At 61.5% G+C, this 25,738-nt stretch carries 22 protein-coding genes; 10 read left to right on the top strand and 12 right to left on the bottom strand.

Going from position 1 to position 25,738, the window contains the following annotated elements; genetic code table 11:
• Positions 1 to 51: 51 nt before the first annotated feature.
• From GH769_RS07730 to GH769_RS07720, 3 genes are read left to right on the top strand one after another with little or no spacing between them, the layout of a single operon-like run.
• Complete coding sequence (locus GH769_RS07730; protein ID WP_153649604.1) at positions 52 to 1,068, top strand: Gfo/Idh/MocA family oxidoreductase; 1,017 nt, start codon at positions 52 to 54, stop codon at positions 1,066 to 1,068.
• Positions 1,068 to 1,847 carry a TIM barrel protein gene (locus tag GH769_RS07725; protein WP_032904123.1) on the top strand — a complete coding sequence of 260 codons (780 nt, stop codon included), beginning with the start codon at positions 1,068 to 1,070 and terminating at the stop codon, positions 1,845 to 1,847. Before GH769_RS07730 ends, GH769_RS07725 begins: the two co-directional genes overlap by 1 nt.
• 19 nt (positions 1,848 to 1,866) lie before the next feature.
• Positions 1,867 to 2,793, top strand: a complete 927-nt coding sequence (locus GH769_RS07720) for a sugar ABC transporter substrate-binding protein (protein ID WP_020303156.1) — start codon at positions 1,867 to 1,869, stop codon at positions 2,791 to 2,793.
• A gap of 122 nt (positions 2,794 to 2,915) precedes the next feature.
• Here the strand turns inward: GH769_RS07720 and yghU are convergent, their stop codons facing one another.
• Positions 2,916 to 3,746 (bottom strand): glutathione-dependent disulfide-bond oxidoreductase, encoded by an 831-nt coding sequence (gene yghU / locus GH769_RS07715; RefSeq protein ID WP_020303155.1) that lies wholly within the window; start codon positions 3,744 to 3,746, stop codon positions 2,916 to 2,918.
• Between the two features lie 95 nt (positions 3,747 to 3,841).
• Between yghU and mug the strand changes: the two genes are divergently transcribed.
• Positions 3,842 to 4,375, top strand: a complete 534-nt coding sequence (gene mug / locus GH769_RS07710; protein WP_032904122.1) for a G/U mismatch-specific DNA glycosylase — start codon at positions 3,842 to 3,844, stop codon at positions 4,373 to 4,375.
• Positions 4,376 to 4,405: 30 nt separating this feature from the next.
• Positions 4,406 to 5,002 carry a glutathione S-transferase family protein gene (locus GH769_RS07705; protein WP_020303154.1) on the top strand — a complete coding sequence of 199 codons (597 nt, stop codon included), beginning with the start codon at positions 4,406 to 4,408 and terminating at the stop codon, positions 5,000 to 5,002.
• Between the two features lie 73 nt (positions 5,003 to 5,075).
• On the opposite strand, the gene GH769_RS07700 is transcribed toward GH769_RS07705, so the two are convergent.
• Complete coding sequence (locus GH769_RS07700; protein WP_014718077.1) at positions 5,076 to 5,843, bottom strand: SDR family NAD(P)-dependent oxidoreductase; 768 nt, start codon at positions 5,841 to 5,843, stop codon at positions 5,076 to 5,078.
• Between the two features lie 138 nt (positions 5,844 to 5,981).
• Here GH769_RS07700 and GH769_RS07695 point away from each other — a divergent pair, with 138 nt between their 5' ends.
• Entirely contained in the window at positions 5,982 to 7,130 is a 1,149-nt protein-coding gene (locus tag GH769_RS07695; RefSeq protein ID WP_020303153.1) for an aldose epimerase family protein, read from the top strand.
• A gap of 115 nt (positions 7,131 to 7,245) precedes the next feature.
• Here the strand turns inward: GH769_RS07695 and araH are convergent, their stop codons facing one another.
• The 7 genes from araH to GH769_RS07660 form a co-directional block, all read right to left on the bottom strand.
• The gene (gene araH / locus GH769_RS07690; protein WP_014718075.1) at positions 7,246 to 8,214 is read right to left on the bottom strand and encodes an L-arabinose ABC transporter permease AraH; all 969 of its coding nucleotides are present in this window, start codon (positions 8,212 to 8,214) and stop codon (positions 7,246 to 7,248) included.
• A 9-nt stretch (positions 8,215 to 8,223) separates the two neighbouring features.
• Complete coding sequence (gene araG / locus GH769_RS07685) at positions 8,224 to 9,726, bottom strand: L-arabinose ABC transporter ATP-binding protein AraG (protein WP_032904121.1); 1,503 nt, start codon at positions 9,724 to 9,726, stop codon at positions 8,224 to 8,226.
• Entirely contained in the window at positions 9,723 to 10,727 is a 1,005-nt protein-coding gene (locus GH769_RS07680; RefSeq protein ID WP_032904120.1) for a substrate-binding domain-containing protein, read from the bottom strand. The genes araG and GH769_RS07680 overlap by 4 nt, the downstream gene beginning before the upstream one ends.
• A 171-nt stretch (positions 10,728 to 10,898) precedes the next feature.
• Positions 10,899 to 11,762, bottom strand: a complete 864-nt coding sequence (locus GH769_RS07675) for an SMP-30/gluconolactonase/LRE family protein (RefSeq protein WP_032904119.1) — start codon at positions 11,760 to 11,762, stop codon at positions 10,899 to 10,901.
• Between the two features lie 16 nt (positions 11,763 to 11,778).
• Positions 11,779 to 13,359 carry an aldehyde dehydrogenase (NADP(+)) gene (locus tag GH769_RS07670; RefSeq protein WP_020302091.1) on the bottom strand — a complete coding sequence of 527 codons (1,581 nt, stop codon included), beginning with the start codon at positions 13,357 to 13,359 and terminating at the stop codon, positions 11,779 to 11,781.
• A 10-nt stretch (positions 13,360 to 13,369) separates the two neighbouring features.
• On the bottom strand, positions 13,370 to 14,362 hold the full coding sequence (araD1, locus tag GH769_RS07665) for an AraD1 family protein (protein WP_014718070.1): 993 nt from the start codon (positions 14,360 to 14,362) through the stop codon (positions 13,370 to 13,372).
• Between the two features lie 16 nt (positions 14,363 to 14,378).
• Positions 14,379 to 15,701, bottom strand: a complete 1,323-nt coding sequence (locus tag GH769_RS07660; protein ID WP_032904118.1) for an MFS transporter — start codon at positions 15,699 to 15,701, stop codon at positions 14,379 to 14,381.
• 191 nt (positions 15,702 to 15,892) lie between these two features.
• On the opposite strand from GH769_RS07660, the gene GH769_RS07655 reads away from it, so the two are divergent.
• The 3 genes from GH769_RS07655 to GH769_RS07645 all read left to right on the top strand — a co-directional run bounded on the left by GH769_RS07655 (position 15,893) and on the right by GH769_RS07645 (position 20,044).
• Positions 15,893 to 17,629, top strand: a complete 1,737-nt coding sequence (locus tag GH769_RS07655; RefSeq protein ID WP_019817288.1) for an IlvD/Edd family dehydratase — start codon at positions 15,893 to 15,895, stop codon at positions 17,627 to 17,629.
• A gap of 48 nt (positions 17,630 to 17,677) precedes the next feature.
• A complete protein-coding gene (locus GH769_RS07650; RefSeq protein ID WP_003190551.1) occupies positions 17,678 to 18,400 on the top strand; it encodes a FadR/GntR family transcriptional regulator in 723 nt (240 codons plus the stop codon).
• Between the two features lie 342 nt (positions 18,401 to 18,742).
• Positions 18,743 to 20,044 carry an IS4 family transposase gene (locus tag GH769_RS07645; RefSeq protein WP_153649964.1) on the top strand — a complete coding sequence of 434 codons (1,302 nt, stop codon included), beginning with the start codon at positions 18,743 to 18,745 and terminating at the stop codon, positions 20,042 to 20,044.
• 853 nt (positions 20,045 to 20,897) lie between these two features.
• Here GH769_RS07645 and GH769_RS07640 read toward each other — a convergent pair.
• Together GH769_RS07640 and GH769_RS07635 are read right to left on the bottom strand one after the other, a co-directional pair.
• Positions 20,898 to 23,027, bottom strand: coding sequence for a TonB-dependent siderophore receptor (locus tag GH769_RS07640; RefSeq protein ID WP_032903511.1), 2,130 nt, complete (start codon positions 23,025 to 23,027; stop codon positions 20,898 to 20,900).
• 189 nt (positions 23,028 to 23,216) lie between these two features.
• Complete coding sequence (locus tag GH769_RS07635) at positions 23,217 to 24,308, bottom strand: NADH:flavin oxidoreductase/NADH oxidase (RefSeq protein ID WP_014718067.1); 1,092 nt, start codon at positions 24,306 to 24,308, stop codon at positions 23,217 to 23,219.
• Positions 24,309 to 24,398: 90 nt separating this feature from the next.
• Between GH769_RS07635 and GH769_RS07630 the strand changes: the two genes are divergently transcribed.
• Complete coding sequence (locus GH769_RS07630) at positions 24,399 to 24,698, top strand: helix-turn-helix transcriptional regulator (RefSeq protein ID WP_003190545.1); 300 nt, start codon at positions 24,399 to 24,401, stop codon at positions 24,696 to 24,698.
• A gap of 10 nt (positions 24,699 to 24,708) precedes the next feature.
• On the opposite strand, the gene GH769_RS07625 is transcribed toward GH769_RS07630, so the two are convergent.
• Positions 24,709 to 25,737 (bottom strand): GGDEF domain-containing protein, encoded by a 1,029-nt coding sequence (locus tag GH769_RS07625; protein ID WP_032903510.1) that lies wholly within the window; start codon positions 25,735 to 25,737, stop codon positions 24,709 to 24,711.
• Position 25,738 lies beyond the last annotated feature (1 nt).

The following is a 25,738-nucleotide window of genomic DNA, read 5'->3' as shown; positions in this document are numbered from 1 at the left end:
GTGTCACCCAGGACGGTCCTGGGGGCCCACAACAACAAAAGGGGTCGTTTCATGAGCACACACAACATCCGCCTGGGTTTGATCGGTGCCGGTCGCATGGGCAGCTTCCATGGCCTTACCGCTGCACGCCATATCCCCGGTGCCTGCCTCGCCGCCATCGCCGATCCGGTTCCAGGCCAGGCCGCTCGCCTGGCAGCAGAACTGGGGGTGGACAAGGCCTACACCGACCCGCAACAGCTGCTGGACGACCCGGACATCGACGGCGTACTCATCGCCGCACCTGCCCGTAGCCATGCCGAGCTGGTGATCAAGGCCGCACGTGCCGGCAAGGGCATCTTCTGCGAAAAGCCCATGGCGATCACGCTGGACGAAGCCGACCGCGCCATCGCCGCCGCTGTCGATGCACGGGTGCCGTTGCAGGTCGGCTTCAATCGGCGCTTCGCCAGAAGCTTTCGCACAGCGCACCTCGACGTCGTCGCTGGACGTATTGGCACGCCGCAGCTGCTACGCTCGCTGACCCGCGACCCGGCGCTGAACAACCCGGCCAACTCGCCGCAATGGGTGATCTTCCTCGAAACCCTGATCCACGACTTCGACACCCTGCGCTACCTCAACCCTGGGGCCGAAGTGGTACAGGTGCAGGTGATGGCCGACGCGCTGATTGCCCCGCAATTCAAAAGCCAAGGTTTGCTCGATACCGCCGTGGTCACCCTGCGCTTTGACAACGGCGCCATTGCCACCGCCGAAGCCAGCTTCCAGGCCGTGTATGGCTACGACGTGCGCGGCGAAGTGTTCGGCAGCAAGGGCATGCTGAGCATGGGCAGCCTTAACGACTGCGACCTGGTGCGCTACCTGGCCGAGGGCATCCAGGCAGACACCCAGCGGATGGACACCGAACTGTTGCGCGACGCCTACATCGCCGAGCTCAACCACTTTGTCGACTGCCTGCGCAGCGGCGCCAAGCCCCTGGCCAGCGGTGAAGATGCGCGCGCAGCCCTGGCAATTGCCCGTGCCTGCATTGAGTCGTACCAAACCGGCAAGGCCGTGGCCGTTCAAGGAGCCCGCTGATGATGCCGTTCAAATTGGCCGTCAGTGCCGAAATGGTGTTTCTCGAACTGCCCTTCATCGAACGGGTCAAACGTATTCATGCCTTGGGCTTCAGCGCCGAAATCTGGAGTTGGGCCGACAAGGACATCAATGCCTTGGCGGCGACAGGCGCGGACTTCACCTCGATGACCGGCTACCTCACCGGCACCCTCACCGACCCCGACGGCATCCGCCAATTGCTCGACAGCGCCCGTGAGTCCCTGGGCATTGCCGAGCGCCTCAATTGCCCCAGCCTCAATCTGCATGGCACGGGCCTGGGTGAAGGCGGCCTGCCCGTGCAGGCCGTCAGCCACACCAACGGGCGCATGTGGCTGAGCGCTTGCAAGAGCCTGGAGAAAATCGCGCGCCTGGGGGAAGACGCCGGCCGCGTGTTCCTGCTGGAAAACCTCAACACCGCCGTCGACCACCCAGGTACACCGTTCGCACGTGCCGACGACACCCTGGCCCTGATCGAAGCCGTCGGCAGCCCGCATCTGAAAATGAACCTGGACCTGTACCACGCGCAGATTGGCGAAGGTAACCTCATCGAATTGATCCAGCGCGCTGGCAGCGCCATCGGCGAAATCCAGGTCGCTGATGTGCCTGGGCGCAAAGAGCCCGGCACGGGCGAAATCCACTACCCGGCCATTGCCCGGGCCTTGCACGCCATGGGTTACACCGGTGTGGTCGGCCTGGAGGGCTGGGCCAGCGGCGACAGCGAGTCGGCTCTGGAGCGTTTCCGCCAGGCATTCACCCTATAACAATAAAAGGAACAGCCTCATGCACCGTTATTCATTACTAGTGGCCGCGCTGTTGTTGATGTTCAGCCAGTGGTCCTTCGCCGCCTATCGCATCGGCGTGAGCATTGCCCGGGTGGACGATAACTTCATGACCTACGTGCGCACCGGCCTGGAGGCGGCAGCCAAACACCAGGACGTGCAGATCCAATTTGAAGACGCCCAGGGCGATGTGGTGCGCCAGCTCAATCAAGTAGAAGGTTTTCTCAACCAGAAGGTCGATGCGGTGATCGTGCTGCCGGTCGACACCGCCGCCACTGCCAACATCACCCGCGCCGCCGTGGCGGCGAAGACACCGCTGGTGTACGTCAACCGCCACCCGGATGAGCGTACGCTGCCTGCGGGCGTGGTCACGGTGGCCTCCAACGACATCGAAGCGGGGCAATTGCAGATGCGCTACCTCGCCCAAAAACTGGGCGGCAAGGGCAATGTGGCGATCATCATGGGCGACCTTGCACAGAACGCCACCCATGACCGTACCGAAGGCGCCAGGCAGGTGCTCAAGGACTTTCCGGGGATCCAGGTCGTCGAGCAGCAAAGCGCCGAATGGCAACGCAACAAAGGCATGGACCTCACCAGCAACTGGCTGCTGGCAGGTACACAGTTCGATGCCATTGTCGCCAACAATGATGAAATGGCAATCGGTGCGGCCATGGCGTTGCAGCAAGCCGGCAAGGCCAAGGGCGAGATTGCGATCGTCGGCATCGACGGCTTGCCCGACGGTTTGGCAGCGATCAAGCGTGGGCTGCTTGCTGCCTCAGTGTTCCAGGACCCCAAGGCCCAGGCGACCCAGGCGGTGCAAGCGGCGATCAAGATGATCAAGGGCGAGCCGATTGAAGCCCAAGTGTGGGTGCCGTTTGAACTGATCAAGCCCGAACAGGTGGCGGTATTCGAACAACGCTACAAATAAATCGAAGCGAAGGAAAACTAAATGTGGGAGGGGGCTTGCTCCCGATGAAGGTGGATCAGTTGTTACATGAGTGACTGATTCACTGCCATCGGGGGCAAGCCCCCTCCCACACTGGATCTGAATCAATCCAGGTCACTTGCATCATGCCGTTCTGGCAACTGCTCCTCACCCGACACCCGGTTCACCCGCCGCCCGCGCTGCACCGCCGGCCGGGCGTCAATTGCGTCGGCCCAGCGCAGCACGTGCTTGTATTCATGCACAGAGAGAAACTCCGCCGAGTCGCCATACAAGCGGCCTTTGACCAACCCACCGTACCAAGGCCATATCGCGATGTCGGCAATGGTGTATTCATCCCCGGCAATGTATTGGCTGACCGCCAGGCGCTTATCCAGCACATCCAGTTGGCGCTTGGTCTCCATGGCGAAGCGGTTGATCGGGTATTCCATCTTGCTCGGCGCATAGGCATAGAAATGCCCGAAGCCGCCCCCCAGGTAAGGCGCGCTGCCCATCTGCCAGAACAGCCACGACAGGCATTCAGCCCGGGCCGCAGGCTCCGTGGGCAGGAACGCACCGAACTTCTCGGCCAGGTACTGCAGAATCGCGCCCGATTCGAACACGCGAATCGGCGTGGCGCCGCTGTGGTCCATCAGCGCCGGAATCTTCGAGTTCGGGTTCACCGCCACAAAGCCACTGCCGAACTGGTCGCCGTCGCCGATCTTGATCAGCCAGGCATCGTATTCGGCGCCGCTGTGCCCCAGGGCCAGCAGTTCTTCCAGCAGGATCGTGACCTTCTGCCCATTGGGCGTGGCCAGGGAGTATAACTGCAGCGGGTGCTTGCCCACCGGCAGCGGCTTTTCGTGGGTGGCGCCGGCGATGGGCCGGTTGATGCTGGCGAAGGTGCCGCCGCTTTCGGTGTCCCAGGTCCAGACTTTGGCAGGTACGTACTCGGTCATAATCAATGCTCCAGAGGCGCTTGTGATCCACTAAGCGTTCCAGACTAAACCAAAGGTTGATGACTCGTCACACCTATCAGCATGGAAGATCCGGCATGAACGAGCGACTCGACGACCTCCTCGCCGACCACTTGCACGTACTGTTCTGCGGCATCAACCCTGGCAAGGGCTCGGCAGCCCTCGGCCTGCATTTTGCCAATCGCAGCAACCGCTTCTGGCGCACCGTGCATCTGGCCGGTTTCACGCCCCATGAAATTCGCCCGCAAGACGGCGCCACCTTGCTGCACTACGGTTGCGGATTGACCACCTTGGTGGCACGGCCAACGGCCAGTGCAGGCGAGTTGGCGCGGCATGAATTTCTGGACGCGGCGGCGGCGTTCGAACACAAGATCCGCCGCCATGCCCCCCGCTTCGTGGCGTTCCTCGGCAAGCCCGGCTATAGCGCGCTGAGCGGCCAGCGCGAGGTCGCCTGGGGTTTGCAAGCGCAGCCACTGGGCGACGCCTCGGTCTGGGTACTGCCCAACCCCAGCGGGCGCAACCTGGCGTTCAGCCTCGATCAATTGGTGCAAGCGTATCGGCTGCTGCACAACGCCGTTGCGCACGCCCGGCCCGTGCCCGTAATCTCTTGAGCCCAACACCCTGTAAGCAATGGAGGCTGCATGAAACTGGTCGGAATGCTGGACTCGCCCTACGTACGCCGCGTGGCTGTTTCCCTGGAGTTATACGGGGTGGACTTTGTGCATGAACCGCTGTCAGTGTTCAGCACTTACGCTGAATTTGCCCAGATCAACCCCGTAGTCAAGGCCCCTACCCTGGTGCTGGACGACGGCACGGTGCTGATGGATTCGAGTCTGATCCTCGATTACCTGGAAGCGCTGGCGCCGGCTGACAAGAAGCTGCTGCCCCAACAACCGGCGGCACGTGCCCGTGACCTGCAACTGCTTGGGCTCGCGCTGGCGGCATGCGAGAAAAGCGTGCAGATCGTCTATGAACACAACCTTCGCCCCGCTGAAAAATTGCATGCGCCGTGGCTTGAGCGCGTTACCGGGCAACTGCTGGCGGCTTATGCGTTGCTGGACAAGCAGCTGGCAGGCAATGAAGCGCTGACCCAGGCGCCGATTACCGCAGCGGTCGCCTGGTCGTTCAGCCAGTTCACCGTGCCCTCGGTGGTGAAAGCCGATGCGTTCCCCAACCTCAAGCGCCATGCTGAACGCCTGGAGCAGCACCCGGCGTTCAAGCGTTACCCCATCGAGTAAGCACCACAATTTAACTGTGGGAGCGGGCTTGCCCGCTCCCACACTCGATGTGCATCATTCTGAAAGTCGCGTGTTATACCCACCCGCCGTCAACGATAAAGTTCTGCGCCGAGCACATCGCCGAGGCATCCGAGGCCAAAAACAGCGCCATGTTGGCGATGTGTTCTGGCATCACGCTGCCGGGCAGGCACTGGCTGCGGGCGATGAGTTCCTTGGCGGCGTCGTCGACCCACATGGCCAGTTGTTTTTCGGTCATCACCCAACCCGGCACCAAGGTGTTGACGCGAATACGGTTGGGCCCCAGCTCACGCGCCAGGGCTCGGGTCATGCCGTGGGCGGCGGCCTTGCTGGCGGCGTATACGGGGTAGCCGGCCGAGGCCATCATCCAGCCCACCGAGCCCAGGTTGATGATCGAGCCGCTACCGGCCTCCTTCATCATGGGCACCACCGCCTTGGCGGCAAAGAAGGCGTGCTTGAGGTTGACCGCAATCAGCTGGTCGAACATGTGCGAGTCGATTTCTTCCAGGCTGTGGCGCACATCGTTCGCTGCGTTGTTGACCAGTACCGTGATCGGCCCCAAGGAATGCTCGAAGCGCCCGATCGCCGCACGGTAGCCGATCTCGTCGGTGATATCGCAGCACTCGAACTCGACACTGTGCCCTTTGGAGTTGAGCAGCGCCGCCAAGCGTTCACCCTGGCTCTGTGCACGGTCCACAAACGCCACCTTGGCACCCTGCGCGGCGAAGGCCCGCACCATGAACTCGCCAATCCCCGAAGCCCCGCCGGAAACCAGCACGGTTTTGTCCTTGAGGTCGGGATAAATCGCTTGCTGGGTAGTCATAACAATCAGTGCTCCGCTTAATTAGTCTTATTTTATTTTGCAAGAACGGCGTTAAAGGCTATAAATCTGCTGTCATATCGACAAAATATCTCAAATTAGTAGAACTATTCCAGCAAAACAACAAAAGGAAGTTCGACCATGAAGCACCCTCGATACCTGCTGTCCGGCCTCGCGCTGTCCATGCTGATCGCCAGCGGTGGCGCGCACGCCGCCGGCCTTAGCAGCGAACACAAACCCTTCGGCAAAACCAACGATGGCACCGCCGTCGAACAGTACGTGTTGCGTAACAGCCATGGCATGCAAGCCACGGTGATCACCTACGGCGGCGTGCTGCAGTCGCTAAAAGTGCCAGACAAACACGGCAAGCTCGACGACGTGGTGCTGGGCTTCGATGACGTGCAAGGCTATCAAGGCGGTACCGCGTTTTTCGGCGCGACCATTGGCCGCTTCGGCAACCGCCTGGCCGGCGGCGCCTTCGAACTCGACGGCAAACGCTACCAGGTACCGCTCAACGACGGCCCTAACTCATTGCATGGCGGCGCCCAGGGCTTCGACAAGCAGGTGTGGCAAGCCAAATCGGTCAAGGACAAGGATTCGGTGGGCGTCACCCTCACCTACCTGTCCAAAGATGGGGAAATGGGCTTTCCGGGCAACTTGAAAACCGAGGTCACCTACCGCCTCAACGACCACAACGAACTGCACATCGACTACACCGCCACCACCGACAAACCGACGGTGCTCAACCTCACCAACCACAGCTACTTCAACCTGGCCGGCGCGGGCAACGGCGACATTCTCAAGCAGGTCGCCACCTTGCACGCCAGCCACTACACACCGGTGAATGCCACCTTGATTCCCACCGGCGAACTGGCGCCGGTCAAGGGCACGCCCATGGACTTCCTGAAGCCTACCGCCATCGGCCAGCACATCAAGGACGACCATCCGCAGCTCAAATTCGCCGAGCCCAAACAAGGTGGCTTCGACTTCAACTGGGCGCTGGATACCAAAAGGGACGTCAAGCAACTGGCCGCCGAGGTGCATGATCCTGAATCAGGCCGACGTTTGCAGCTCTACACCACAGAACCTGGCGTGCAGTTCTATACCAGCAACTTCCTGGACGGTTCGGTGAAGGGCAAAGGCGGCAAGACGTACCAGCACTGGAGTGGGTTTACCTTGGAGACCCAGCATTTTCCGGATGCGCCTAACCAGCCGAGCTTTGCCTCAACGCGTTTGAATCCAGGGCAGACTTACACCCAACACACTATTTTCAAGTTCACCGCTGATTAAATTGTGGGAGCTGGCTTGCCTGCGATGGCGGTGGCACAGGCTACTCAATTATTGCCTGAACCAACGCTATCGCAGGCAAGCCAGCTCCCACATTGGTTTTTCACAGCGCCTGGGTTCAGCGTTGTTTCATGCGGTCGATGACCACGGCCAACAGCAGGATCGAACCGCGGATCACATACTGGTAAAAGGTATCGATGTTCTTCAGGTTCATCGCATTCTCGATGATCGCCAGAATCAACACCCCGGCGATCACATGGCGGATCATGCCGATGCCGCCGCTCAGCGACACCCCACCCAGCACGCAGGCCGAGATCACCGTGAGCTCGAAGCCCTGGCCGATCATCGGCTGGCCGGAGGTCATGCGCGAAGCCAGGATCACCCCGGCCAAGGCGCCGATCAGGCCATGGATGGCGAAGATCAGGATCTTGGTGCGGTCAACGTTCACGCCCGCCAGCAGCGCCGCCTCCGGGTTACCGCCGATGGCCATGGTGTTGCGCCCATAGGTGGTGTAGTTGAGCAGCCAGCCGAAGAACAGGAAGCAGACAATGGTGATCAGGATCGGCACCGGCACGCCGAACAATTGGCCGTTGCCGAACACGAAAAATTGCTCCTGGGACACGCCTACCGCCTTGCCGTCGGCAAAGATGTAAGCCAGGCCGCGCACGATCTGCATGGTCGCCAGGGTAGTGATCAAGGCGTTGACCCGCAGCTTGGCGATCACGATGCCGTTGATCAGCCCCACCATCAGGCCCATCAGCAGCGCTGCACCAATGCCCAGCATCACGCTGTCGGTATCGCGCATTACAATCGCCGCAACTACCCCGGCGCAGGCGATCACCGAGCCTACCGACAGGTCGAAGTGCCCCGAGGCCAGGCAGAACAGCATGGTGCACGCGGCAATACCGACAGTCGAAATCGCCAGGCCCAAGCCGCGCATGTTGAGCGGAGAGAGGAAGTTATCGATCAGCAGCGCGCACAGTACGAAGATGCCCACCGCCGCCAAGAGCATCGCCCAGTTATCGAGCAATGCACGCATATCGAGGGGTTTGCGTGCCGAGGGCAACGCGTTGTTTTGAATGGTCATGGTCGTCTCTCAGTTCGCCAGGCCGCGTGGCAAGGCCAGCTGCAGCAGGTTGGATTCAGTCGCGTGCTCGCGCAGTTGTTCGCCGCGCAGGGCGCCTTCGCACAGCACCAGGATGCGGTCAGAGATGCCCATCACCTCCATCAGGTCGCTGGACACCACAATCACCGCAATGCCGCTGGCCGCCAGGTTATGGATGATCTGGTAGATCTCCGACTTGGCGCCGATGTCGATACCGCGAGTGGGTTCGTCGAGCAGCAACACCTTCATCGGCATCGACAGCCAGCGGCCAAGAATGGCTTTCTGTTGGTTGCCGCCGGACAGGTACAGGATCTTCTGCGCCGCGTTCGGCGTTTTGACCCGCATCGCCTGGATCTGTCGGTCGGCGTTGCCTTTCTCCCAGCCTTCGCGCAACAGCCAGCCAAAGGTGGAATGGGCACCACGGGCGCTGATGTTGATGTTTTCAGCGACGCTGCCCAGCGGGATGATGCCCTCTTTCTTGCGATCCTCCGGACACAGCAATACCCCGGCGGCGATGGCGTCCCGGGGTGAGCGCAGTTGCAGCGCGTGCCCGCACAGTTCCAGGCTGCCGGCACTGGCGCGCTCTAACCCACTGAGCAGGCGAAACAGCTCGGTACGCCCCGCCCCCACCAGCCCGAACAGGCCCAGGATCTCGCCCTTGCGCACCTGGAAACTGATCGGCTCACGCAGGCCCGGGCCGAGCAAGCCGTCCACCTTGAGCGCCACTTCGCCTTGCTCGCGCGGTCGGTAATCGTAAATATCCTGGATATCGCGACCGACCATGCAGGTCACCAGCTGATCGTGGGTCAGCGTGTTCATGTCCTCGAACGTACGCACGTAGCGACCGTCCTTGAACACCGTCACCGCATCGCAGATACGGAACACTTCTTCCATACGATGCGACACGTAGAGCACCACTTTGCCCTCCTCGCGCAGGCGCGTGATGATGGCCATCAAGCGGTCGATTTCCCGCGCCGAGAGGCTACTGGTCGGCTCGTCAAAGGCGATCACATGGGCGCCACGGGACAGCGCCTTGGCGATTTCCACCAATTGGCGCTGGCCCAGGGACAGGCGCCCGAGTTTCTCGTCGGGGTCGATTTCATCGGCCAGGCCCTTGAGGCAGGCCAGGGCCTGCTTGCGCAGCAGGCTCCGGTTGACCACGCCAAAGCGCGTGGGCAAATGCCCGAGGAACAGGTTCTCGGCCACGCTCATTTCCGGCACCAGGTGCAGCTCTTGGTGAATCACCGCCACACCGCTGGCGATGCTGTCGGCGGCGCATTTGAAGGCCATGGTCTGCGCGCCGATCTGCACCGTGCCGCTGGACGGAATGTAGGCGCCGCCGAGGATTTTCAGCAGCGTCGACTTGCCTGCGCCGTTCTCGCCCATCAGCGCGTGCACCTGCCCGGGGTGGGCGGTGAAGCAAATGCCGTCCAGCGCCTTGACCCCGGGAAAGGTCTTGCCGATACCGTCAAACCGCAGGGCCGCAGCGGTCATTTCCACAGCCCGATCTTGGTCAGTTCCGCCTGGAAGTTTTCACGGGTGATCAGCGTCACTTCGTCCATGGCCGTGTATTTCGGCGGCTCGGTGCCTTGGGTAACCCACTCGTACATCATCTCAGCGGTTTTGTAGCCTTCAATGTGCGGGCTGGGCAGCATTGAGCCGAAGAAGCCGCTGTTGGCTTTCTTCAATTCGCCGATGGCGTCGGTGCCATTGATGCCGATACCGATCACGTTGGCTGCGGCGAAACCGGCACTTTCGGTGGCACGCACGCCGCCGAGCACGGTGTTGTCGTTCATGCCGCCGATGATCAGGTTCTTCGCCCCACTCGGCAGCTTGACCAGGGCCGAGTTGGTGGCGTCCATGCTGCCAGGTACGTCGAGGGTTTTGAGCGCGGCGGTGAGGATGTGGTCCTTGGGAATCCCGGCTTCTTCCAGGGATTTGATCGAGCCGTCGGTGCGTTTCTTGCCGGTGTCGAGTTCGTTGAAGGTATTGATCACCGCGTAGGTGTCCTTCCAGTCCCAACCACGTTTTTTCGCTTCGGCGGCCATGGCGGCGCCTTGCTTCTGGCCGACTTCAAACGCGGCCATGCCCAGGTACGGCACGTCTTCCATGAAGTTGCCCTTGGCATCGACAAAGCGGTCATCCACGGCCATCACTTTCAAACCGTTGACCTTGGCCTTGGCGACAATCGCAGGGCCCAGGGACACGTCCGGCGGGCAGATCACGAAGCCTTTGGCGCCGTTGGCGGCCAGGCTGTCGATGGCCGAGAGGGTTTTCTCGCCGTCGGGCACCGCGATCTTGATGAGTTTGAAGCCTTTGTCCTGGGCGGCTTTTTCCGCAAACGCCCACTCCGTCTGGAACCAGGGCTCTTCGGCCTGCTTGACCAGAAAGCCGATTTTCACTTCTTCAGCGGCCAGCAACAGGCCGCTCAAGCTCATGGCCGAGACCGCCACAGCGGCGCAGCACAGGGAACGCAAACCACGACGACGATTCATAGGGGTGACTCCTTGTTGTTGTTTTTTTCAATGTTCGTTTTGTGTACGGGTACTGTTGTGGCGAGGGAGCTTGCTCCCGCTGGGGTGCGCAGCGCCCCCCCCCAAAAAAAGCCGGCTCCAGCTGCGCTGTCGAACGGGAGCAAGCTCCCTCGCCACAACAGCGCGTTTGGTTTATCCGGCGAAGCGGTGACAGGGCTTGCCTGGCACGTCGACTTCAATGGCCAATACCGCACCATCAAGGGGGTGATCCAAGGGACTCGCCGCGCTGGTGATGTACAGCGTGGTGAGCTCGGGCCCACCGAACACGCAACTGGTGGGACGGCTGACCGGCAGTTCGATTATGCGATCCACCTCACCTGAAGGCGTCAGACGCAGCAGGCAACTGCCTTCCCAGCGCGCATTCCAGATGTAGCCGTCAGCGTCCATGGCCGAGCCATCCGGCCCGCCGCGTGTGTGCGGCCCGAACCAGGCCTGGGCGGCACCGAGTTGACCGTCAGCCTGGATCGAATGCTGATAGAGCGTGCCGTCCATGCTGTCGCCGAAATGCACCTGGCTGCCCTCCTCGTTCCAGAGCAGGGTGTTGGGAATGCCCAGCCCAGTCAGCAACGGCGTGACCCGCGCATCGGCATCGATGCGAAACAGGCCACCGGAGCGCCGGGTAATCGGCAGGTCTTCGCCCTGCTCGCCGATGTTGTTCTGCATGGTGCCCAACCACAGCCGGCCCTGGGCATCGCAGCGTGCTTCATTGCCGCGGTTGCCCGTTTGCGGGTCGGCTACGCACAGCAGGGTCAAGGCTTCGGTGGCCAGGTCCAGGCGATATACGCCGCTGCTCAAGGTCACCAACGCATCACCGCGTTGACAGGGGATGAACGCCGAGACGTGCTCAGGCAATTGCCACACCTGCAACTGCCCACCCATCAGACGCAGCGCCTGGCGGGCGGCGATATCCACCCAATACAGGGCCTGGGTCGGTACATCCCAGAACGGCCCTTCGCCCAACCGGGCACGGTGCGGGGTGACTGCGCTCAACGACATGAAGCCTCCTGATCAGTTACAGCGATTCGCGCGATGGCGTGCCATTTACCAGGCGCTGAATACGCAAGGGGTTGGCGTTTTTCAACGCGTCGGGCAGCAGGCTATCAGGGTAGTTCTGGAAGCACACCGGGCGCAGGAAACGGTCGATGGCCAGCGTGCCGACCGAGGTGCCACGGGCGTCGGAAGTCGCCGGGTACGGCCCGCCGTGAACCATGGAATCGCACACCTCCACGCCAGTGGGGTAACCGTTGAGCAGGATGCGCCCGACTTTCTGTTCCAGCAGTGGCGTGAGTTCGGCGAACTGGTGCAGGTCGGTCGGTTCGCCGATGAGCGTGGCGGTCAACTGCCCGTGCAGCCCCTGCAGGGCGGCGCTGAGTTGGGCCTGGTCGGCCACTTCGACGAACACCGTGGTGGGGCCGAACACTTCCTCTTGCAGCACTTCGTCGCCGTCAATCAACAGACGTACATCCGCCTTGAACAGCTGCGGTTGCGCCTGGTTGCCCGATTGCGCGCTGCCCGCCAGATGCTGGATGCCCGGGTGAGAGCGGAGTTTTTCCAGGCCCTTGCCGTAGCTGCCCAGGGTGCCGGCATTCAGCATGGTTTGCGCCGGTTGCTCGCCAATCAATTGCGCGACCTGCTGAGTGAACGCGGTGAACGCAGGCGAAGCGATACCGATCACCAGACCTGGGTTGGTGCAGAACTGGCCGCAGCCTTGCACCACCGAGGCGGTCAGGTCGCGGGCGATGCTCTCGGCGCGGGCGTGCAGCGCCTGGGGCAGCACGATCACCGGGTTGATGCTCGACATTTCGGCAAACACCGGGATCGGTTGCGGGCGCGCCGCGGCCATGTCGCATAGGGCGCGGCCGCCTTTGAGTGAGCCAGTAAAGCCAACCGCCTGGATCGCCGGGTGCTTGACCAGCGCCTCACCGACGCCGCCGCCAAAAATCATGTTGAACACGCCGGCCGGCATCTCGGTGGCCTCGGCGGCACGAATGATCGCATCGGCCACGCGCTCGGCGGTCGCCATGTGGCCGCTGTGGGCCTTGAACACCACCGGGCAACCGGCGGCCAATGCAGCCGCCGTGTCACCGCCGGCGGTGGAGAATGCCAGGGGGAAGTTACTGGCACCAAAGACCGCCACCGGACCGAGGCCGATGCGGTATTGGCGCAGGTCTGGGCGCGGCAACGGCTGGCGCTCTGGCAGGGCCTTGTCGATACGCGCGCCGTAGAAGTCACCGCGGCGCAGCACGGTGGCGAACAAACGCATCTGGCCGCTGGTGCGCCCGCGTTCGCCTTTGATGCGTGCGGCCGGCAATGCGGTTTCGCGGCAGACCAGTTCGACGAAGTCATCGCCCAAGGCGTCCAGCTCATCGGCCACCGCATCCAGAAACTGCGCACGTCGTGCGGCGCTCAAGGCGCGATAGGCCGGGTACGCCTGGGCCGCGGCCTGGGCGGCGGCGTCCACTTCCTGGGCGGTGGCCTGGTAGAAATCCTGGGGCAAGGCTTCGCCGGTGGTGGCGTCGATGCTTTGCAGCTTAGTGCTACCGTTGGCGCTGCGCTGGCCGCCGATGTAGTTGTGGCCGAGGAACGGGGTCATGTTGATCTCCTTAAAGGGGGGTGACTTGGCCGGGTTCAAATGCCGCATCGCTGCTGCCGATACCGTTGATCAACGGCGCGCCGAATTCAGCCTGGCTGATCTCGAACACATCGCCCGGCTGGGTACGTATACCGTCGGCGAATGACAAGGTGGCGGTGCCGAAGAAGTGAATGTGCACATCACCCGGCTTGAGGAACTGGCTGTATTTGAAGTGGTGGTATTCGAGGTTTTCCAGGCTGTGGCACATATTGGCCTCGCCACTGAGGAATTCGTTCTGCCAGATGACCTCGCCGTTGCGCAGGATGCGGCTGGTGCCCGCCAGATGCTCGGGCAGTTCGCCCACGCGCAGCTCCGGGCCGTAACTGCAACTGCGCAGCTTGGAATGGGCCAGGTACAGGTAATTCTTGCGCTCCATCACATGGTCGGAGAACTCGTTGCCCACCGCAAAACCCAGGCGATAGGGCTTACGGTCATGCCCGATCACATAGAGGCCACCGATTTCCGGTTCTTCGCCGGCATCTTCGGCAAACGGCGGCACCGGGAAGGCCTGGCCCGGGCGCACGACGATGCTGCCATCGCCTTTGTAAAACCACTCCGGTTGCACACCGGCCTGGCCGGCGCCTGGTTTGCCGCCCTCCACGCCCCATTTGAAGATGCGCATGGTGTCGGTCATCGCGCTGTCGTCGCCGGCCTGCTGGTGCATCTTGTCGCGGGCCGAGGCACTGCCCAGGTGGGTGAGGCCGGTGCCGCTGATCAGCATGTGGGCCGGGTCGGGGTGGTCCAGCGGAGGCAGGATTTTGTGGTCCGCCAACAAAGCGGTGTAGTCATGGCTGGCGCCCAGGCCGAGGGCTTGCACCTGTTGCTGCAACTTGCCGCCGGCTTCGATGGCGGCCAGCGCCAGTTCACGCACGCTGTGGGCGCCGCGCACTTCGCGTACCTGGTTGCCTTCTACCACGCCGACGCGGCGCTCACCGTTGCTCAACTCGAACTGAACTAAACGCATGCAGGTTCTCCTGGATTTAAGTGCGTGTGGCGCCACGGGCGCTGGCGGCGAATTGGTCGACGGGCAGCACGTGCTTGCGTTCCAACAAGCGGTAGACCACGAGGGTCAGCAGCAACCCGAACACCATCACACCGGATAAGAAATACAAGCCTGAGGCCAGGTTGCCGGTGTACTCCTTGAGCGCACCGATCACGAACGGGCCGATATAGCCGCCGAGGTTGCCCACCGAGTTGATCAAGGCAATACCGGCCGCCGCACTGGCGCCGGCAAAGAAGCGCCCCGGCAGGGTCCAGAACACGGCGGTGCAGGAAAACATTGCAAACGCCGCCAGGCACAGCGCGGCCATTTGCAGCACTGGCACCGTGAGCCAGGCGCTGCAGAACAGGCCGATGGCGCCCAGCACATAGAGCACGGCGAGATGGCCGTAACGGTCGTTCAAACGGTCGGAACTGCGCGGGATGATCAACAGGCCGATGATGCCGAAGATATAGGGCACGGCGGAGATGAAGCCGGTGGTAAGGTCGCTGCCGCCAAACTGCTTGATCAGGGTCGGCAGCCACAGGCCGAGGCCGTAGATGCTCAGGGTCACCGGCAGGTAGAACAGCGCCAGCAACAACACGCGCTTGTCCTTGAGCGCATGCAAGGGGTTGCCATGGCGTGTCTGGCCGTAGGCTTGCAAGTCTTTGTGCAGCTCGCCGGTGAGCCAGGCTTTTTCTTCCTCGCTCATCCAGTTGACCTTCTGGGGGCCGTCCGGCAGGTAACGCAGCACCGGCCAGGTCAGCAGGATCGCCGGGGTACCGATCACGATAAACAGCCACTGCCAGCCATGCAGGCCGAGAATGCCGTCCATGCCGAGCAGACCGCCGGACACTGGACCTGTGATCATCATTGCAATCGGTTGGGAGAGGATGAACAGCCCGAGGATCTTGCCGCGATGGCGCACCGGGAACCATTGGGTGATGTAGTACAGCACGCCGGGAAAGAACCCAGCCTCCGCCGCGCCCAGCAAAAAGCGCATCACATAGAAGCTGTGCGCCCCTTGCACGAACGCCATGCCGATCGTGATGGCGCCCCAGGTGATCATGATGCGCGCAAACCAGCGCCGCGCGCCGAAGCGATCGAGCATCAGGTTGCTGGGAATCTCGAACAGGAAATAGCCAATGAAGAACAACCCGGCACCGAGGCCATAGGCGGCGTCGCCGATGCCCACGTCAGCGCCCATGTGCAGCTTGGCGAACCCTACGGCGGAACGGTCCACGTAGGCGATCAGGTACAGCAAGATCAGGAAGGGAATCAGTTTCAGCGTGATGCGCCGAATAAGCCGCAGTTCCTGGCTCATGGGGTCGATCTCCGATTGTTGTTTTTATAGAAGCTCGGGGGACGCCTCTGACGAAATCCGCCAGGTCCATACCTCAGTTAAGACCGACTATATAGTATGACTATTTGCAAAACAACACTTCCAAAGCGGCGATTTTGCGCTTATGTTTAAGCACGCATAGAACATATAGTCATACAATAAGAGAATCGATCATGCCTGACAAAAAGCCCGGCCTACGCTCTGCCCAGTGGTTCGGTACTGCCGACAAGAACGGCTTCATGTACCGCAGCTGGATGAAGAACCAAGGCATTGCCGACCATCAGTTCCATGGCAAGCCGATCATCGGCATCTGTAACACCTGGTCGGAGCTGACCCCGTGCAACGCGCACTTCCGTCAGATAGCCGAACACGTCAAGCGTGGCGTGATCGAGGCCGGAGGCTTCCCGGTGGAGTTCCCGGTGTTTTCCAATGGCGAATCCAACCTGCGCCCTACCGCCATGCTCACCCGCAACCTGGCGAGCATGGATGTGGAAGAAGCGATTCGCGGTAATCCGATTGATGGCGTGGTACTGCTCACCGGCTGCGACAAGACCACCCCAGCGCTGCTGATGGGCGCCGCCAGTTGTGATGTGCCGGCCATCGTGGTCACTGGCGGGCCGATGCTCAACGGCAAGCACAAGGGCCAGGACATCGGCTCGGGGACGGTGGTGTGGCAGCTCAGCGAACAGGTCAAGGCCGGCACCATCACCCTGGATGATTTCCTCGCGGCCGAGGGCGGCATGTCGCGTTCGGCGGGCACCTGCAACACCATGGGCACGGCCTCGACCATGGCCTGCATGGCCGAGGCGCTGGGCACGTCCCTGCCCCACAACGCGGCGATCCCGGCGGTGGATGCACGGCGATATGTGCTGGCGCATATGTCCGGTATGCGTGCGGTCGAGATGGTGCGCGAAGACTTGAAGCTGTCGAAGATCCTCACCAAAGAAGCGTTTGAAAACGCGATTCGCGTAAACGCAGCCATCGGCGGTTCGACCAACGCGGTGATCCACCTGAAAGCCATCGCCGGGCGCATCGGCGTGGAGTTGGACCTGGATGACTGGACCCGCATCGGGCGCGGTATGCCGACCATCGTCGACCTGCAACCCTCGGGGCGCTTCTTGATGGAAGAATTCTACTACGCCGGCGGCCTGCCCGCGGTGCTGCGTCGCCTGGGTGAGGCCAACCTGATCCCCCACCCGAACGCTTTGACGGTCAATGGCAAGTCCCTGGGCGAGAACACCCAGGATTCGCCGATCTACGGCCAGGACGAAGTGATCCGCACCCTGGACAACCCGATCCGCGCCGACGGCGGCATCTGCGTGCTGCGTGGCAACCTCGCGCCCCTGGGTGCGGTGCTCAAGCCTTCGGCAGCGAGCCCCGAACTGATGCAGCACCGTGGCCGCGCCGTGGTGTTCGAGAACTTCGACATGTACAAGGCACGCATCAACGACCCGGAGCTGGACGTGGATGCCAACTCGATCCTGGTCATGAAAAACTGCGGCCCCAAGGGTTACCCCGGCATGGCCGAAGTCGGCAACATGGGCTTGCCGGCCAAGCTGCTGGCCCAGGGCGTGACGGACATGGTGCGCATTTCCGATGCGCGCATGAGCGGCACCGCCTACGGCACCGTGGTGTTGCACGTGGCCCCGGAAGCCGCTGCCGGCGGGCCGTTGGCAACAGTGAAGGAAGGTGACTGGATCGAACTCGATTGCGCCAATGGCCGCCTGCACCTGGACATTCCAGACGCCGAGCTGGCAGCGCGCATGGCCGACCTGCCCCCAGCACAAAACCTCATCGTCGGCGGCTATCGCCAGCTGTACATCGACCATGTGCTGCAGGCCGACCAAGGCTGTGACTTTGACTTCCTGGTGGGCTGTCGCGGGGCAGAAGTCCCACGGCATTCCCACTAATTGGGATGCTATGATGCGGCGAATCTAAGCCAGAGCCTGCCCGTCGTTATGGATCACCAGCCGCCCAAGCCGCGCAAGAGCCAGCATGCCCAGATCGTTCAGGATCTGGGCATGCACATCGTTTCCGGTCGTTTCAAGCCTGAAGAACGCTTGCCCATGGAAGCGACGCTGTGCGAGGAATACCAGGTCAGCCGCTCGGTATTGCGCGAAGCCACGCGGGTGCTCAGCGCCAAGGGCCTGGTGTATTCCAAGCCACGGGTGGGCGCGGTGGTGCGGCCACGCTTGAAATGGCACCTGCTCGACCCGGACGTGCTGTCCTGGTTGATGCAGTCCACGCCCCACAGCGAGTTCTTCAACACCCTGGCCGGGGTGCGCCGCATCCTCGAACCGGAAATCGCCGCGATGGCCGCGACCACCGCCACCGATGAAGACATCGCCACTATCGAACACGCCTACCAAGGCATGGAAACCGCCAAGACCCACGAGGAGCTGCTACAGGCCGACCTGGACTTCCACCGTGCGATTGCCGACGCCACCCGCAACGACCTGCTCGCCTATATGTGCAACATGCTCTCGCTGCCGTTGCGCGAGTCGATCAACATCACCAACCGCCGTCCGGATATCCAGGGCCTGAGTCTGCCTCGGCACAAAGCGATCCTCACGGCGATCCAGAACCGCGATGCCCTGGGTGCGCGGCATGCGTCGCTGGTGCAACTGGATGACACGCGGGTCGCGCTGGACACGGTGATGAATGTGTTGACGCCGTTGTAACCCCGCGTCATTCCTGACTGTTAACTTTCGCCCAGCTCACGATGCGAAGCGAGCCGCTCGTGCTCTTGCTCTGCTTTTGATCTTGATCTTAGGCGCCCCCCCAAATCACTGGCGGATTACGGGCACACCGAGCCTAGGCGAGGTGCCGAGTGGTGGGGCAAGAGCCCTTTTGGTTACTTTTGGCTGGGCCGGCATTCCGGGCTCTTTTCCAAAAGTGACCCGCTGTAAAAGCCAGCCCTTTCAAGGTCTTCTGTAAAATCCCCTGAAATTCATTCAGGGGGTACCTAAACGATGTGGGCGGAAGTTCTAGCGCGTTTCGAAAAAAAAGCACCTGCCAGTGTCATGGCCAAACTGGCGCTGCAGCAGGCTATTGCCCCCGAGTGGATTGATCAGGTTTTCGAAGAACACCGGCAACGGCAGTATTCTCGTGAGCTATTGTTCTCGACCATCATCAAGCTAATGTCCCTTGTTTCATTGGGCTTGAGGCCATCTCTGCACGCCGCCGCGCGACAACTGGAGGACCTTCCGGTCAGCCTGGCGGCTCTCTACGACAAGATCAGTCGTACCGAGCCTGCTCTGTTGCGCGCCCTGATTACGGGCTGTGCACAGCGCCTGGCTCCAACCATCCGGGAGCTGGGCTGCACGGCGATGCTGCCGGGTTGGCAGGTTCGGGTAGTGGACGGTAATCACCTGGCATCCACTGAAAAACGTCTGGGAGCTTTACGCAACGAGCGCGGCGCCGCTCGTCCCGGTTTTTCGGTTGTTGCATACGATCCCGATCTGGATCAGGTCGTCGACCTTCAGGCGTGTGAGGATGCCTACGCAAGCGAGCGCGTTTGTGTGCTGCCTTTATTGGCCAATGCCGAGCCAGGCCAAGTGTGGCTGGCTGACCGGCTTTATTGCACGCTCCCGGTTATGGAGGCTTGTGAGCAAGTCCAAACTTGCTTTGTCATTCGTCAGCAAGCCAAGCATCCACGCTTGATTCAAGAGGGTGAGTGGCAAGAGCCAGTACCTGTGGAAACTGGCACTGTGCGTGAGCAGATCATCCAGGTCAAAGGCGGTTACCAATGTCGGCGTGTCGAACTGACGCTTCATTCGCCAACGGACTCCGGCGACAGCAGCTTGATGTTCTGGAGCAACCTGCCTGAGAGCGTCAGTGCGCAACAGATCGCCGAACTGTATCGCCGCCGCTGGAGCATTGCAGGTATGTTCCAGCGACTGGAAGCGATCCTGGAAAGTGAGATCGAAACCCTTGGCAGCCCAAAGGCTGCCTTACTGGGGTTTGCAACGGCGGTATTGGCTTACAACGTCCTGGCTGTTCTCAAACGCAGTGTTGAACAGGCTCATCGGGATACCCAGCCTGAAGGATGGGAAGCCTCGATTTACCATTTAGCGGTTCAGGTCAGGAGTGGATATGAGGGAATGCAGATTGCGCTGCCCTCGGAACATTTTCCTGTCATTCCGTTGGAAAAACTGGCTCAGCACTTATTGGCGCTTGCCAGAAATATCCAACCTAAACAAGTTGCGAAAAGCCCCCGTGGCCCCAAGGTACCCAAGCCCAAAACATGGGTTAAAGGCACCGCGGTGAATGCGCATGTTTCAACGGACCGGATAATCAAGGCTGCCAAGACGAAAAGACCTTGAAAGGGCTGGCTGTAAAAGCGGAACCCTGAGCAGCCGTTACCGCAGGAATGGATATGTACTCGGTCTGACACCCTGTGTCGGCTGTCAGGCCGCCATCGCAGGCAAGCCAGCTCCCACAGTTAGAACGCGACGTGTCAGGTAGAAATGCGTCGGCTGGCAGGCCGTCTTCGCAGGCAAGCCAGCTCCCACAGTTGGAACGCGGCGTGTCAGGTAGAAATGTGTCGGCTGGCAGGCCGTCTTCGCAGGCAAGCCAGCTCCCACAGTTGGAACGCGACGTGTCAGGTAGAAATGTGTCGGCTGGCAGGCCGTCTTCGCAGGCAAGCCAGCTCCCACAGTTGGAACGCGGCGTGTCAGGTAGAAATGCGTCGGCTGGCAGGCCGTCTTCGCAGGCAAGCCAGCTCCCACAGTTGGAACGCGGCGTGTCAGGTAGAAATGTGTCGGCTGGCAGGCCGTCTTCGCAGGCAAGCCAGCTCCCACAGTTGGAACGCGACGTGTCAGGTAGAAATGTGTCGGCTGGCAGGCCGTCTTCGCAGGCAAGCCAGCTCCCACAGTTGGAACGCGGCGTGTCAGGTAGAAATGTGTCGGCTGGCAGGCCGTCTTCGCAGGCAAGCCAGCTCCCACAGTTGGAACGCGACGTGTCAGGTAGAAATGTGTCGGCTGGCAGGCCGTCTTCGCAGGCAAGCCAGCTCCCACAGTTGGAACGCGGCGTGTCAGGTAGAAATGTGTCGGCTGGCAGGCCGTCTTCGCAGGCAAGCCAGCTCCCACAGTTGGAACGCGGGGCGTCAGGTAGATAGGCGCCGTGGCGGGAGCAAGCTCCCTCGCCACAGGCCCTGCGTGGTACCGCAGCTGTTCATCACAGGGTGTAGGCGATGCCCACCTGCACAGTTCGCGGTGCACCAGGGTAAGCGTAGATATTGCCGAACGCGCCCTCTTCATATTCACGGTTGAACAGGTTCTTCACATCCAGGTTCAAGCGCACACGCTCATTGACCTTGTAGTAACCGAGCAGGTCGACCACGGTATAGGCGTCCATGGAGAATGCCGTATTGGCGGTCTGGCCGGCGCGCTGGTCGACGTACTTGCCGCCGGCGCCCAGGCCCAGGCCTTTGAGCGCGCCGTCCTGGAACTCGTAGACGTTGAGCAGGCTGAAGCTGTTGCGCGGGATGTTCATCAAGCGAGTGCCGGAGCGCAGAGTGTTATCACGGGTGACTTCGGCATCTACATAGGCGTAACCGCCGATCACGCGCCATTCGGGCGTGAGGTTGCCTGCAACGTTCAGGTCAAATCCACGACTGCGCACTTGGCCGGCCGCGACATTAAAGGCACTGTCCACCGGATCGGGGGTCAGCACGTTTTTCTTCTCGATCTGATAGATCGCCGCATCCACGCTCAACTGCCGGTCCAGCGCCTCCCACTTGAGGCCCATCTCGTAGGACTTGCCCTTCTCCGGCGCAAAACCACCGCCTTCGCGGCTGGCGCTGGCGTTGGGTTTGAACGAACGTGCGGCGTCAGCATAGACCGCGACGGTGTCGGTGAGGTCGTAGATCACACCCACGCGCGGGGTGACGGCGTTATCGGCGGCCTGCCAGCTTTTACCTACATAGTTCTGGTAGTCATGCTCGAAACGCTCGAAGCGGGCACCGGCCAGTACTTTCAGCCGTTCAGTGAGGGCGACCTGGTCCTGTACGAAGGCGGCGTAGGTCTTGAGGTTTTCCTTATCGTGGGTCGGCGTTCGGGTCAGCGCCGGACGCGTTTGGCCGTACACAGGGTTGAAGATGTCGACCGGGTAAGTGCCCACCTCGTCGCTTGAACGTTGAATGATCGACTTATAGTCGTAATCCTCGTACTCGATACCGGTAAGCAAGGTGTGATCGAACCCGCCGGTGGAGAAGTGCCCGGTCAGGTTGAGCTGATAGTCCTTGTCGGTCCATTCCAGCTTGCGGTAGTTGAAGTTGCGTTGCAGGGTCTGGCCATCGGCGCCCAGGCTACCCGGCCCATTGGCCTCAATGGCGTTGCCCTTCAGGCTGCCGTCCAACCATTGAAAACCGCCGCCCAGGGTCCAGTTGTCGTTAAGCACGTGCTCGAAACGCAACTGCGCCATGTTGTTGTCGTTGTGCAGCTTGCCGGCATCCTTGTCGCCCCAGAACGTATCGCGCGAGGGGGTGCCACGCTGGTTGGGGAAACGCGTCAGGCCGCGGTCCAGCGGGTGGTTGTTGCGCATGAAATCGCCTTCGAAGGTCACCTTGGTGTCATCGGTGGCCTGCCAGGTGATCACCGGCGTCACGCCGTAGCGTTCCGTCTCGACGTGATCGCGGAAGGTGTCGCCGCCCTCGCCCACCACGTTCAGGCGATAGGCCAGGCGGCCTTCCTCGTCCAGCGGGCCGGAGGCATCCAGGGTACCGCGCTTCATGCCCTGGTCATTGAGCTGGCTGCCCAGGGTGACGGTGCGTTCGGCCAGCGGCTGCTTGGACACCACGTTGAAGGTGCCACCTGGGTCGCCACGGCCGTAGAGCATGGTCGCGGGGCCGCGCAGCACTTCAAGACGCTCGATGGTGTTGGCGTCCGGCATGTTCGGGTAACCGCGGTTGATCGGGAAACCGTTGCGGTAGAACTCACCGGTGGTGAAGCCGCGCACGGTAAAGGTGGTCAGGCCCTGGCCGCCGAAATTGTTGGCGCGGCCCACGCCGCCCGCGTAATCGAGGGCATCCTGCAGGCGCGTTGCACCGAGGTCTTCGACCACGTCCTTGGACACTACGCTGATGGACTGTGGAGTTTCATGAATGGCGGTGTCGGTGCGCGTCGCACTGGCTGAACGTGTGGCGTGGTAGCCCTGCACGGGGCCTTGGGCCGACTCAAGGTCAGCGGTGGCGGTGACATTGGTCGCTTGCAGCTCGATACTGGCGTTCTCGGCAGGTGCCTGCTCTGCCCACGCGAAGGGGGAAAACGCCTGGAGCACACAGATGGAAATCAGGGTACGACGCATGGGTGTAGAACCTAGTGAATGAGCCAGATGGGACGGCAAACCTGCCAAGAATTCGCGGCGCATCCTATATCAGCGGATTCTCGTTTGACATCGATTCTCATTTGTTATTTTTCACCGCGTAGGTCGCGAAAAGCGACAGGCGAAAAAAAGCCACTCAATCGAGTGGCTCATGCAACGCGCAGGCGTACCTCAGCGATAGCGTTCCAGCCAATGCGCGTAAGGCGCCGGCAAGGTCCAGGAGGACTTGTCCACGCCCAGCTCCTTGGCAGCAAAGTAGGCCCAATGCGGGTCGGCCAGATGCGCACGCCCTACCGAAACCAGGTCCAGGTGCCCGGCCTGCAAAGCGCCTTGGGCCAGTTGCGGCGTGCCGAAGCCCCAGGCCGAGGTCACCGGAATACCGGCTTCACGGCGTACACGCTCGGCAATCGGGCCCATGAAGGCCGGGCCCCATGGGATGTTGGTGTCAGGAATGGTAAAGCCGACGCTGACGCTCAACAGGTCCAGGCCCCCGTCCTTGAAACGGCGCGCCAGTTCAATGGACTCGGTGAGGGTCTGCTCATCACGACCGTCGTATTCGATCACGCCGAACCGGGCGGTGAGCGGCAGGTTTTCCGGCCAGACTTCACGCACCGCAGCCAGGGTTTCGAGGAGGAAGCGGCTGCGGTTGTCGAAGCTGCCACCGTAGGCATCGGTACGCTGGTTGGAATGCTCGGAGAAAAAGCTCTGGCCCAGGTAACCGTGGGCGAAGTGCAGCTCGATCCATTCAAAACCGGCATCGCGGGCGCGACGGGCCGCGTCGACGAAGTCCTGCTGCACACGGGCGATGTCTTCCAGGGTCATGGCACGCGGTACGTTGGGCAGGTTGGCACCGAACGCGATGGCAGAGGGAGCGATGGTTTCCCAGCTACGGGCATCAGAGGCCGGGATGTGGTCATCACCTTCCCAGGGGCGATTGGCACTGGCTTTGCGACCGGCGTGGGCGATCTGGATGCCCGGCACCGAACCTGCGGCCTTGATGGCTTTGACCATGGGCACGAATGCCTGGGCGTGGGCGTCGCTCCAGATCCCAGCGCAGCCTGGGGTGATGCGTCCTTCAGGGGCGACCGCGGTGGCCTCGACCACCAGCAGGCCGGCACCGCCACGGGCCATGCCGGCCAGGTGGACGTGGTGCCAGTCGTTGACCATGCCGTCTTCGGCCATGTATTGGCACATCGGGGGGATAGCAATGCGATTGCGCAAGGTCACATCTTTGAGTTTGAACGGTTCGAACAAAGCCGACATTGAGAACTCCAGGAAGGGGTGGGTGATTCGATAGTTCGATGGTAATCGAACTATGGTATTGAACGCTACCCCCCTGTTATGATCCGCCCCATGCGAGCCTTCAAACACCCTACCCCCCAAGAATTGACGCTTGAGCGTGTGCTGTACGCCTTGAGCGACCCCGTGCGCCTGGACATCGTGCGCTACCTGGCCAACGTGCCAGAGGCCACCTGTGGCGAACTCGACGGGGGGCGGCCCAAATCCAGCATGTCCCATCACTTCCGGGTATTGCGCGATGCCGGCCTGGTGCACACGCGCAATGTGGGCACCACCCATATGAACTCGTTGCGCCGTGACGAGCTGGAAAGCCGCTTCCCTGGGTTGCTGGCGAGCGTTCTGTCACAGCACTAGACGGCACGCGTCAGGACAAGACCGCCTGTAGCAATGCGCCGTCCAGGTGCACACAATCCTTGCCATTGCGCTTGGCGCCGTACAGGTTCTTGTCCGCCATCTTGAGTACGGCCGACAACTCGTCGCCTGGCGAAAAACGCGCCATCCCCGCACTGCAGGTGTAATGGTGGGGCGCAGGCACGCTGCTGCGGATCGCCTGCAACAAGTCCAGGGCATAATCACAGGCCACCTCCACATCGTCGCCCTGCAATAACACGCCGAACTCTTCCCCGCCGATTCGTCCGAAGCTGTGGCTGCCCTTGGCGTTTTTCAGGCACAGCGCCATGGCGCGCAGAATCTTGTCCCCCACGTCGTGGCCATACAGGTCGTTTTTTTCCTTGAAACTGTCGATATCCAACATGATGAAGTAGCCGCCCCGCTCCCCACCGAGCAACTTCTCGAAGCTCTGCATAAAGGCGCGCCGGTTGAGGATGGACGTCAGGTAGTCGGTCTCGGCCAAAGCGCGAAACTCGCTTTCCACCAGCAATACCGAACGCAGGTTCTTCAAATAGGAATAACTCAAGATAAACCCGATGGACACCGACGCCGCGCAGAACAGCAGCAAATACACCTCGGTGCCGGCGTATATATCCGCCTGCATGGGCGGCCACAGGATCAGCCAGATCAATAGCGCATCGGCCAGATAATCCTGGATACTGATAAACAAGATTGCACTGCCCACCACCAGGGTCACCGCCAACGGCAAGCCATAGATACGCAACTCTGCGTGCATATGAATCAGATAAGCGAAGCCGACGGACAACAACACCATATACGTGACTCCCAGCACTCGCCAGAGCAGAAAGTTCGTGGTGGTGGCATGTACCCGGCAAACAATCAGCAGGCCCACCGTGACGGCCAACATATAAAAATCCAACTTCAGGGCCGCAGGAATCAGGAGCATGCCGACCCAGGCAATAATCCCGACCCATTCGGCTTGGGTCACCGCAGGTGACAACAAACTGCGCATTCTGGGCCGCAACTTCAAGTTAGCAGGCATC

Origin of the sequence: Pseudomonas sp. CFSAN084952, from assembly GCF_009648855.1 — a bacterium.
Classification (GTDB): Bacteria; Pseudomonadota; Gammaproteobacteria; order Pseudomonadales; family Pseudomonadaceae; genus Aquipseudomonas; species Aquipseudomonas paracarnis.
The sequence above is the reverse complement of the archived record's forward strand: the minus strand, read 5'-3'. Positions and strand labels throughout refer to the sequence as shown.

Bases quoted from the DNA above. Each gene is read 5' to 3' on its own strand.
- GH769_RS07700 (WP_014718077.1), bottom strand. From the start codon at position 5,843: ATGACTACCCAGCAAGCGATTTATCCCGACCTCAAGGACAAAACCGTG.
- GH769_RS07695 (WP_020303153.1), top strand. From the start codon at position 5,982: ATGAAGCACCCTCGATACCTGCTGTCCGGCCTCGCGCTGTCCATGCTG.
- yghU (WP_020303155.1), bottom strand. From the start codon at position 3,746: ATGACCGAGTACGTACCTGCCAAAGTCTGGACCTGGGACACCGAAAGC.
- GH769_RS07675 (WP_032904119.1), bottom strand. From the start codon at position 11,762: ATGTCGTTGAGCGCAGTCACCCCGCACCGTGCCCGGTTGGGCGAAGGG.
- GH769_RS07680 (WP_032904120.1), bottom strand. From the start codon at position 10,727: ATGAATCGTCGTCGTGGTTTGCGTTCCCTGTGCTGCGCCGCTGTGGCG.
- GH769_RS07645 (WP_153649964.1), top strand. From the start codon at position 18,743: ATGGCCAAACTGGCGCTGCAGCAGGCTATTGCCCCCGAGTGGATTGAT.
- araH (WP_014718075.1), bottom strand. From the start codon at position 8,214: ATGACCATTCAAAACAACGCGTTGCCCTCGGCACGCAAACCCCTCGAT.
- GH769_RS07655 (WP_019817288.1), top strand. From the start codon at position 15,893: ATGCCTGACAAAAAGCCCGGCCTACGCTCTGCCCAGTGGTTCGGTACT.
- GH769_RS07725 (WP_032904123.1), top strand. From the start codon at position 1,068: ATGATGCCGTTCAAATTGGCCGTCAGTGCCGAAATGGTGTTTCTCGAA.
- araG (WP_032904121.1), bottom strand. From the start codon at position 9,726: ATGACCGCTGCGGCCCTGCGGTTTGACGGTATCGGCAAGACCTTTCCC.
- GH769_RS07630 (WP_003190545.1), top strand. From the start codon at position 24,399: ATGCGAGCCTTCAAACACCCTACCCCCCAAGAATTGACGCTTGAGCGT.
- GH769_RS07705 (WP_020303154.1), top strand. From the start codon at position 4,406: ATGAAACTGGTCGGAATGCTGGACTCGCCCTACGTACGCCGCGTGGCT.
- GH769_RS07640 (WP_032903511.1), bottom strand. From the start codon at position 23,027: ATGCGTCGTACCCTGATTTCCATCTGTGTGCTCCAGGCGTTTTCCCCC.
- GH769_RS07670 (WP_020302091.1), bottom strand. From the start codon at position 13,359: ATGACCCCGTTCCTCGGCCACAACTACATCGGCGGCCAGCGCAGCGCC.
- araD1 (WP_014718070.1), bottom strand. From the start codon at position 14,362: ATGCGTTTAGTTCAGTTCGAGTTGAGCAACGGTGAGCGCCGCGTCGGC.
- GH769_RS07730 (WP_153649604.1), top strand. From the start codon at position 52: ATGAGCACACACAACATCCGCCTGGGTTTGATCGGTGCCGGTCGCATG.
- GH769_RS07650 (WP_003190551.1), top strand. From the start codon at position 17,678: ATGGATCACCAGCCGCCCAAGCCGCGCAAGAGCCAGCATGCCCAGATC.
- GH769_RS07660 (WP_032904118.1), bottom strand. From the start codon at position 15,701: ATGAGCCAGGAACTGCGGCTTATTCGGCGCATCACGCTGAAACTGATT.
- mug (WP_032904122.1), top strand. From the start codon at position 3,842: ATGAACGAGCGACTCGACGACCTCCTCGCCGACCACTTGCACGTACTG.
- GH769_RS07625 (WP_032903510.1), bottom strand. From the start codon at position 25,737: ATGCCTGCTAACTTGAAGTTGCGGCCCAGAATGCGCAGTTTGTTGTCA.
- GH769_RS07635 (WP_014718067.1), bottom strand. From the start codon at position 24,308: ATGTCGGCTTTGTTCGAACCGTTCAAACTCAAAGATGTGACCTTGCGC.
- GH769_RS07720 (WP_020303156.1), top strand. From the start codon at position 1,867: ATGCACCGTTATTCATTACTAGTGGCCGCGCTGTTGTTGATGTTCAGC.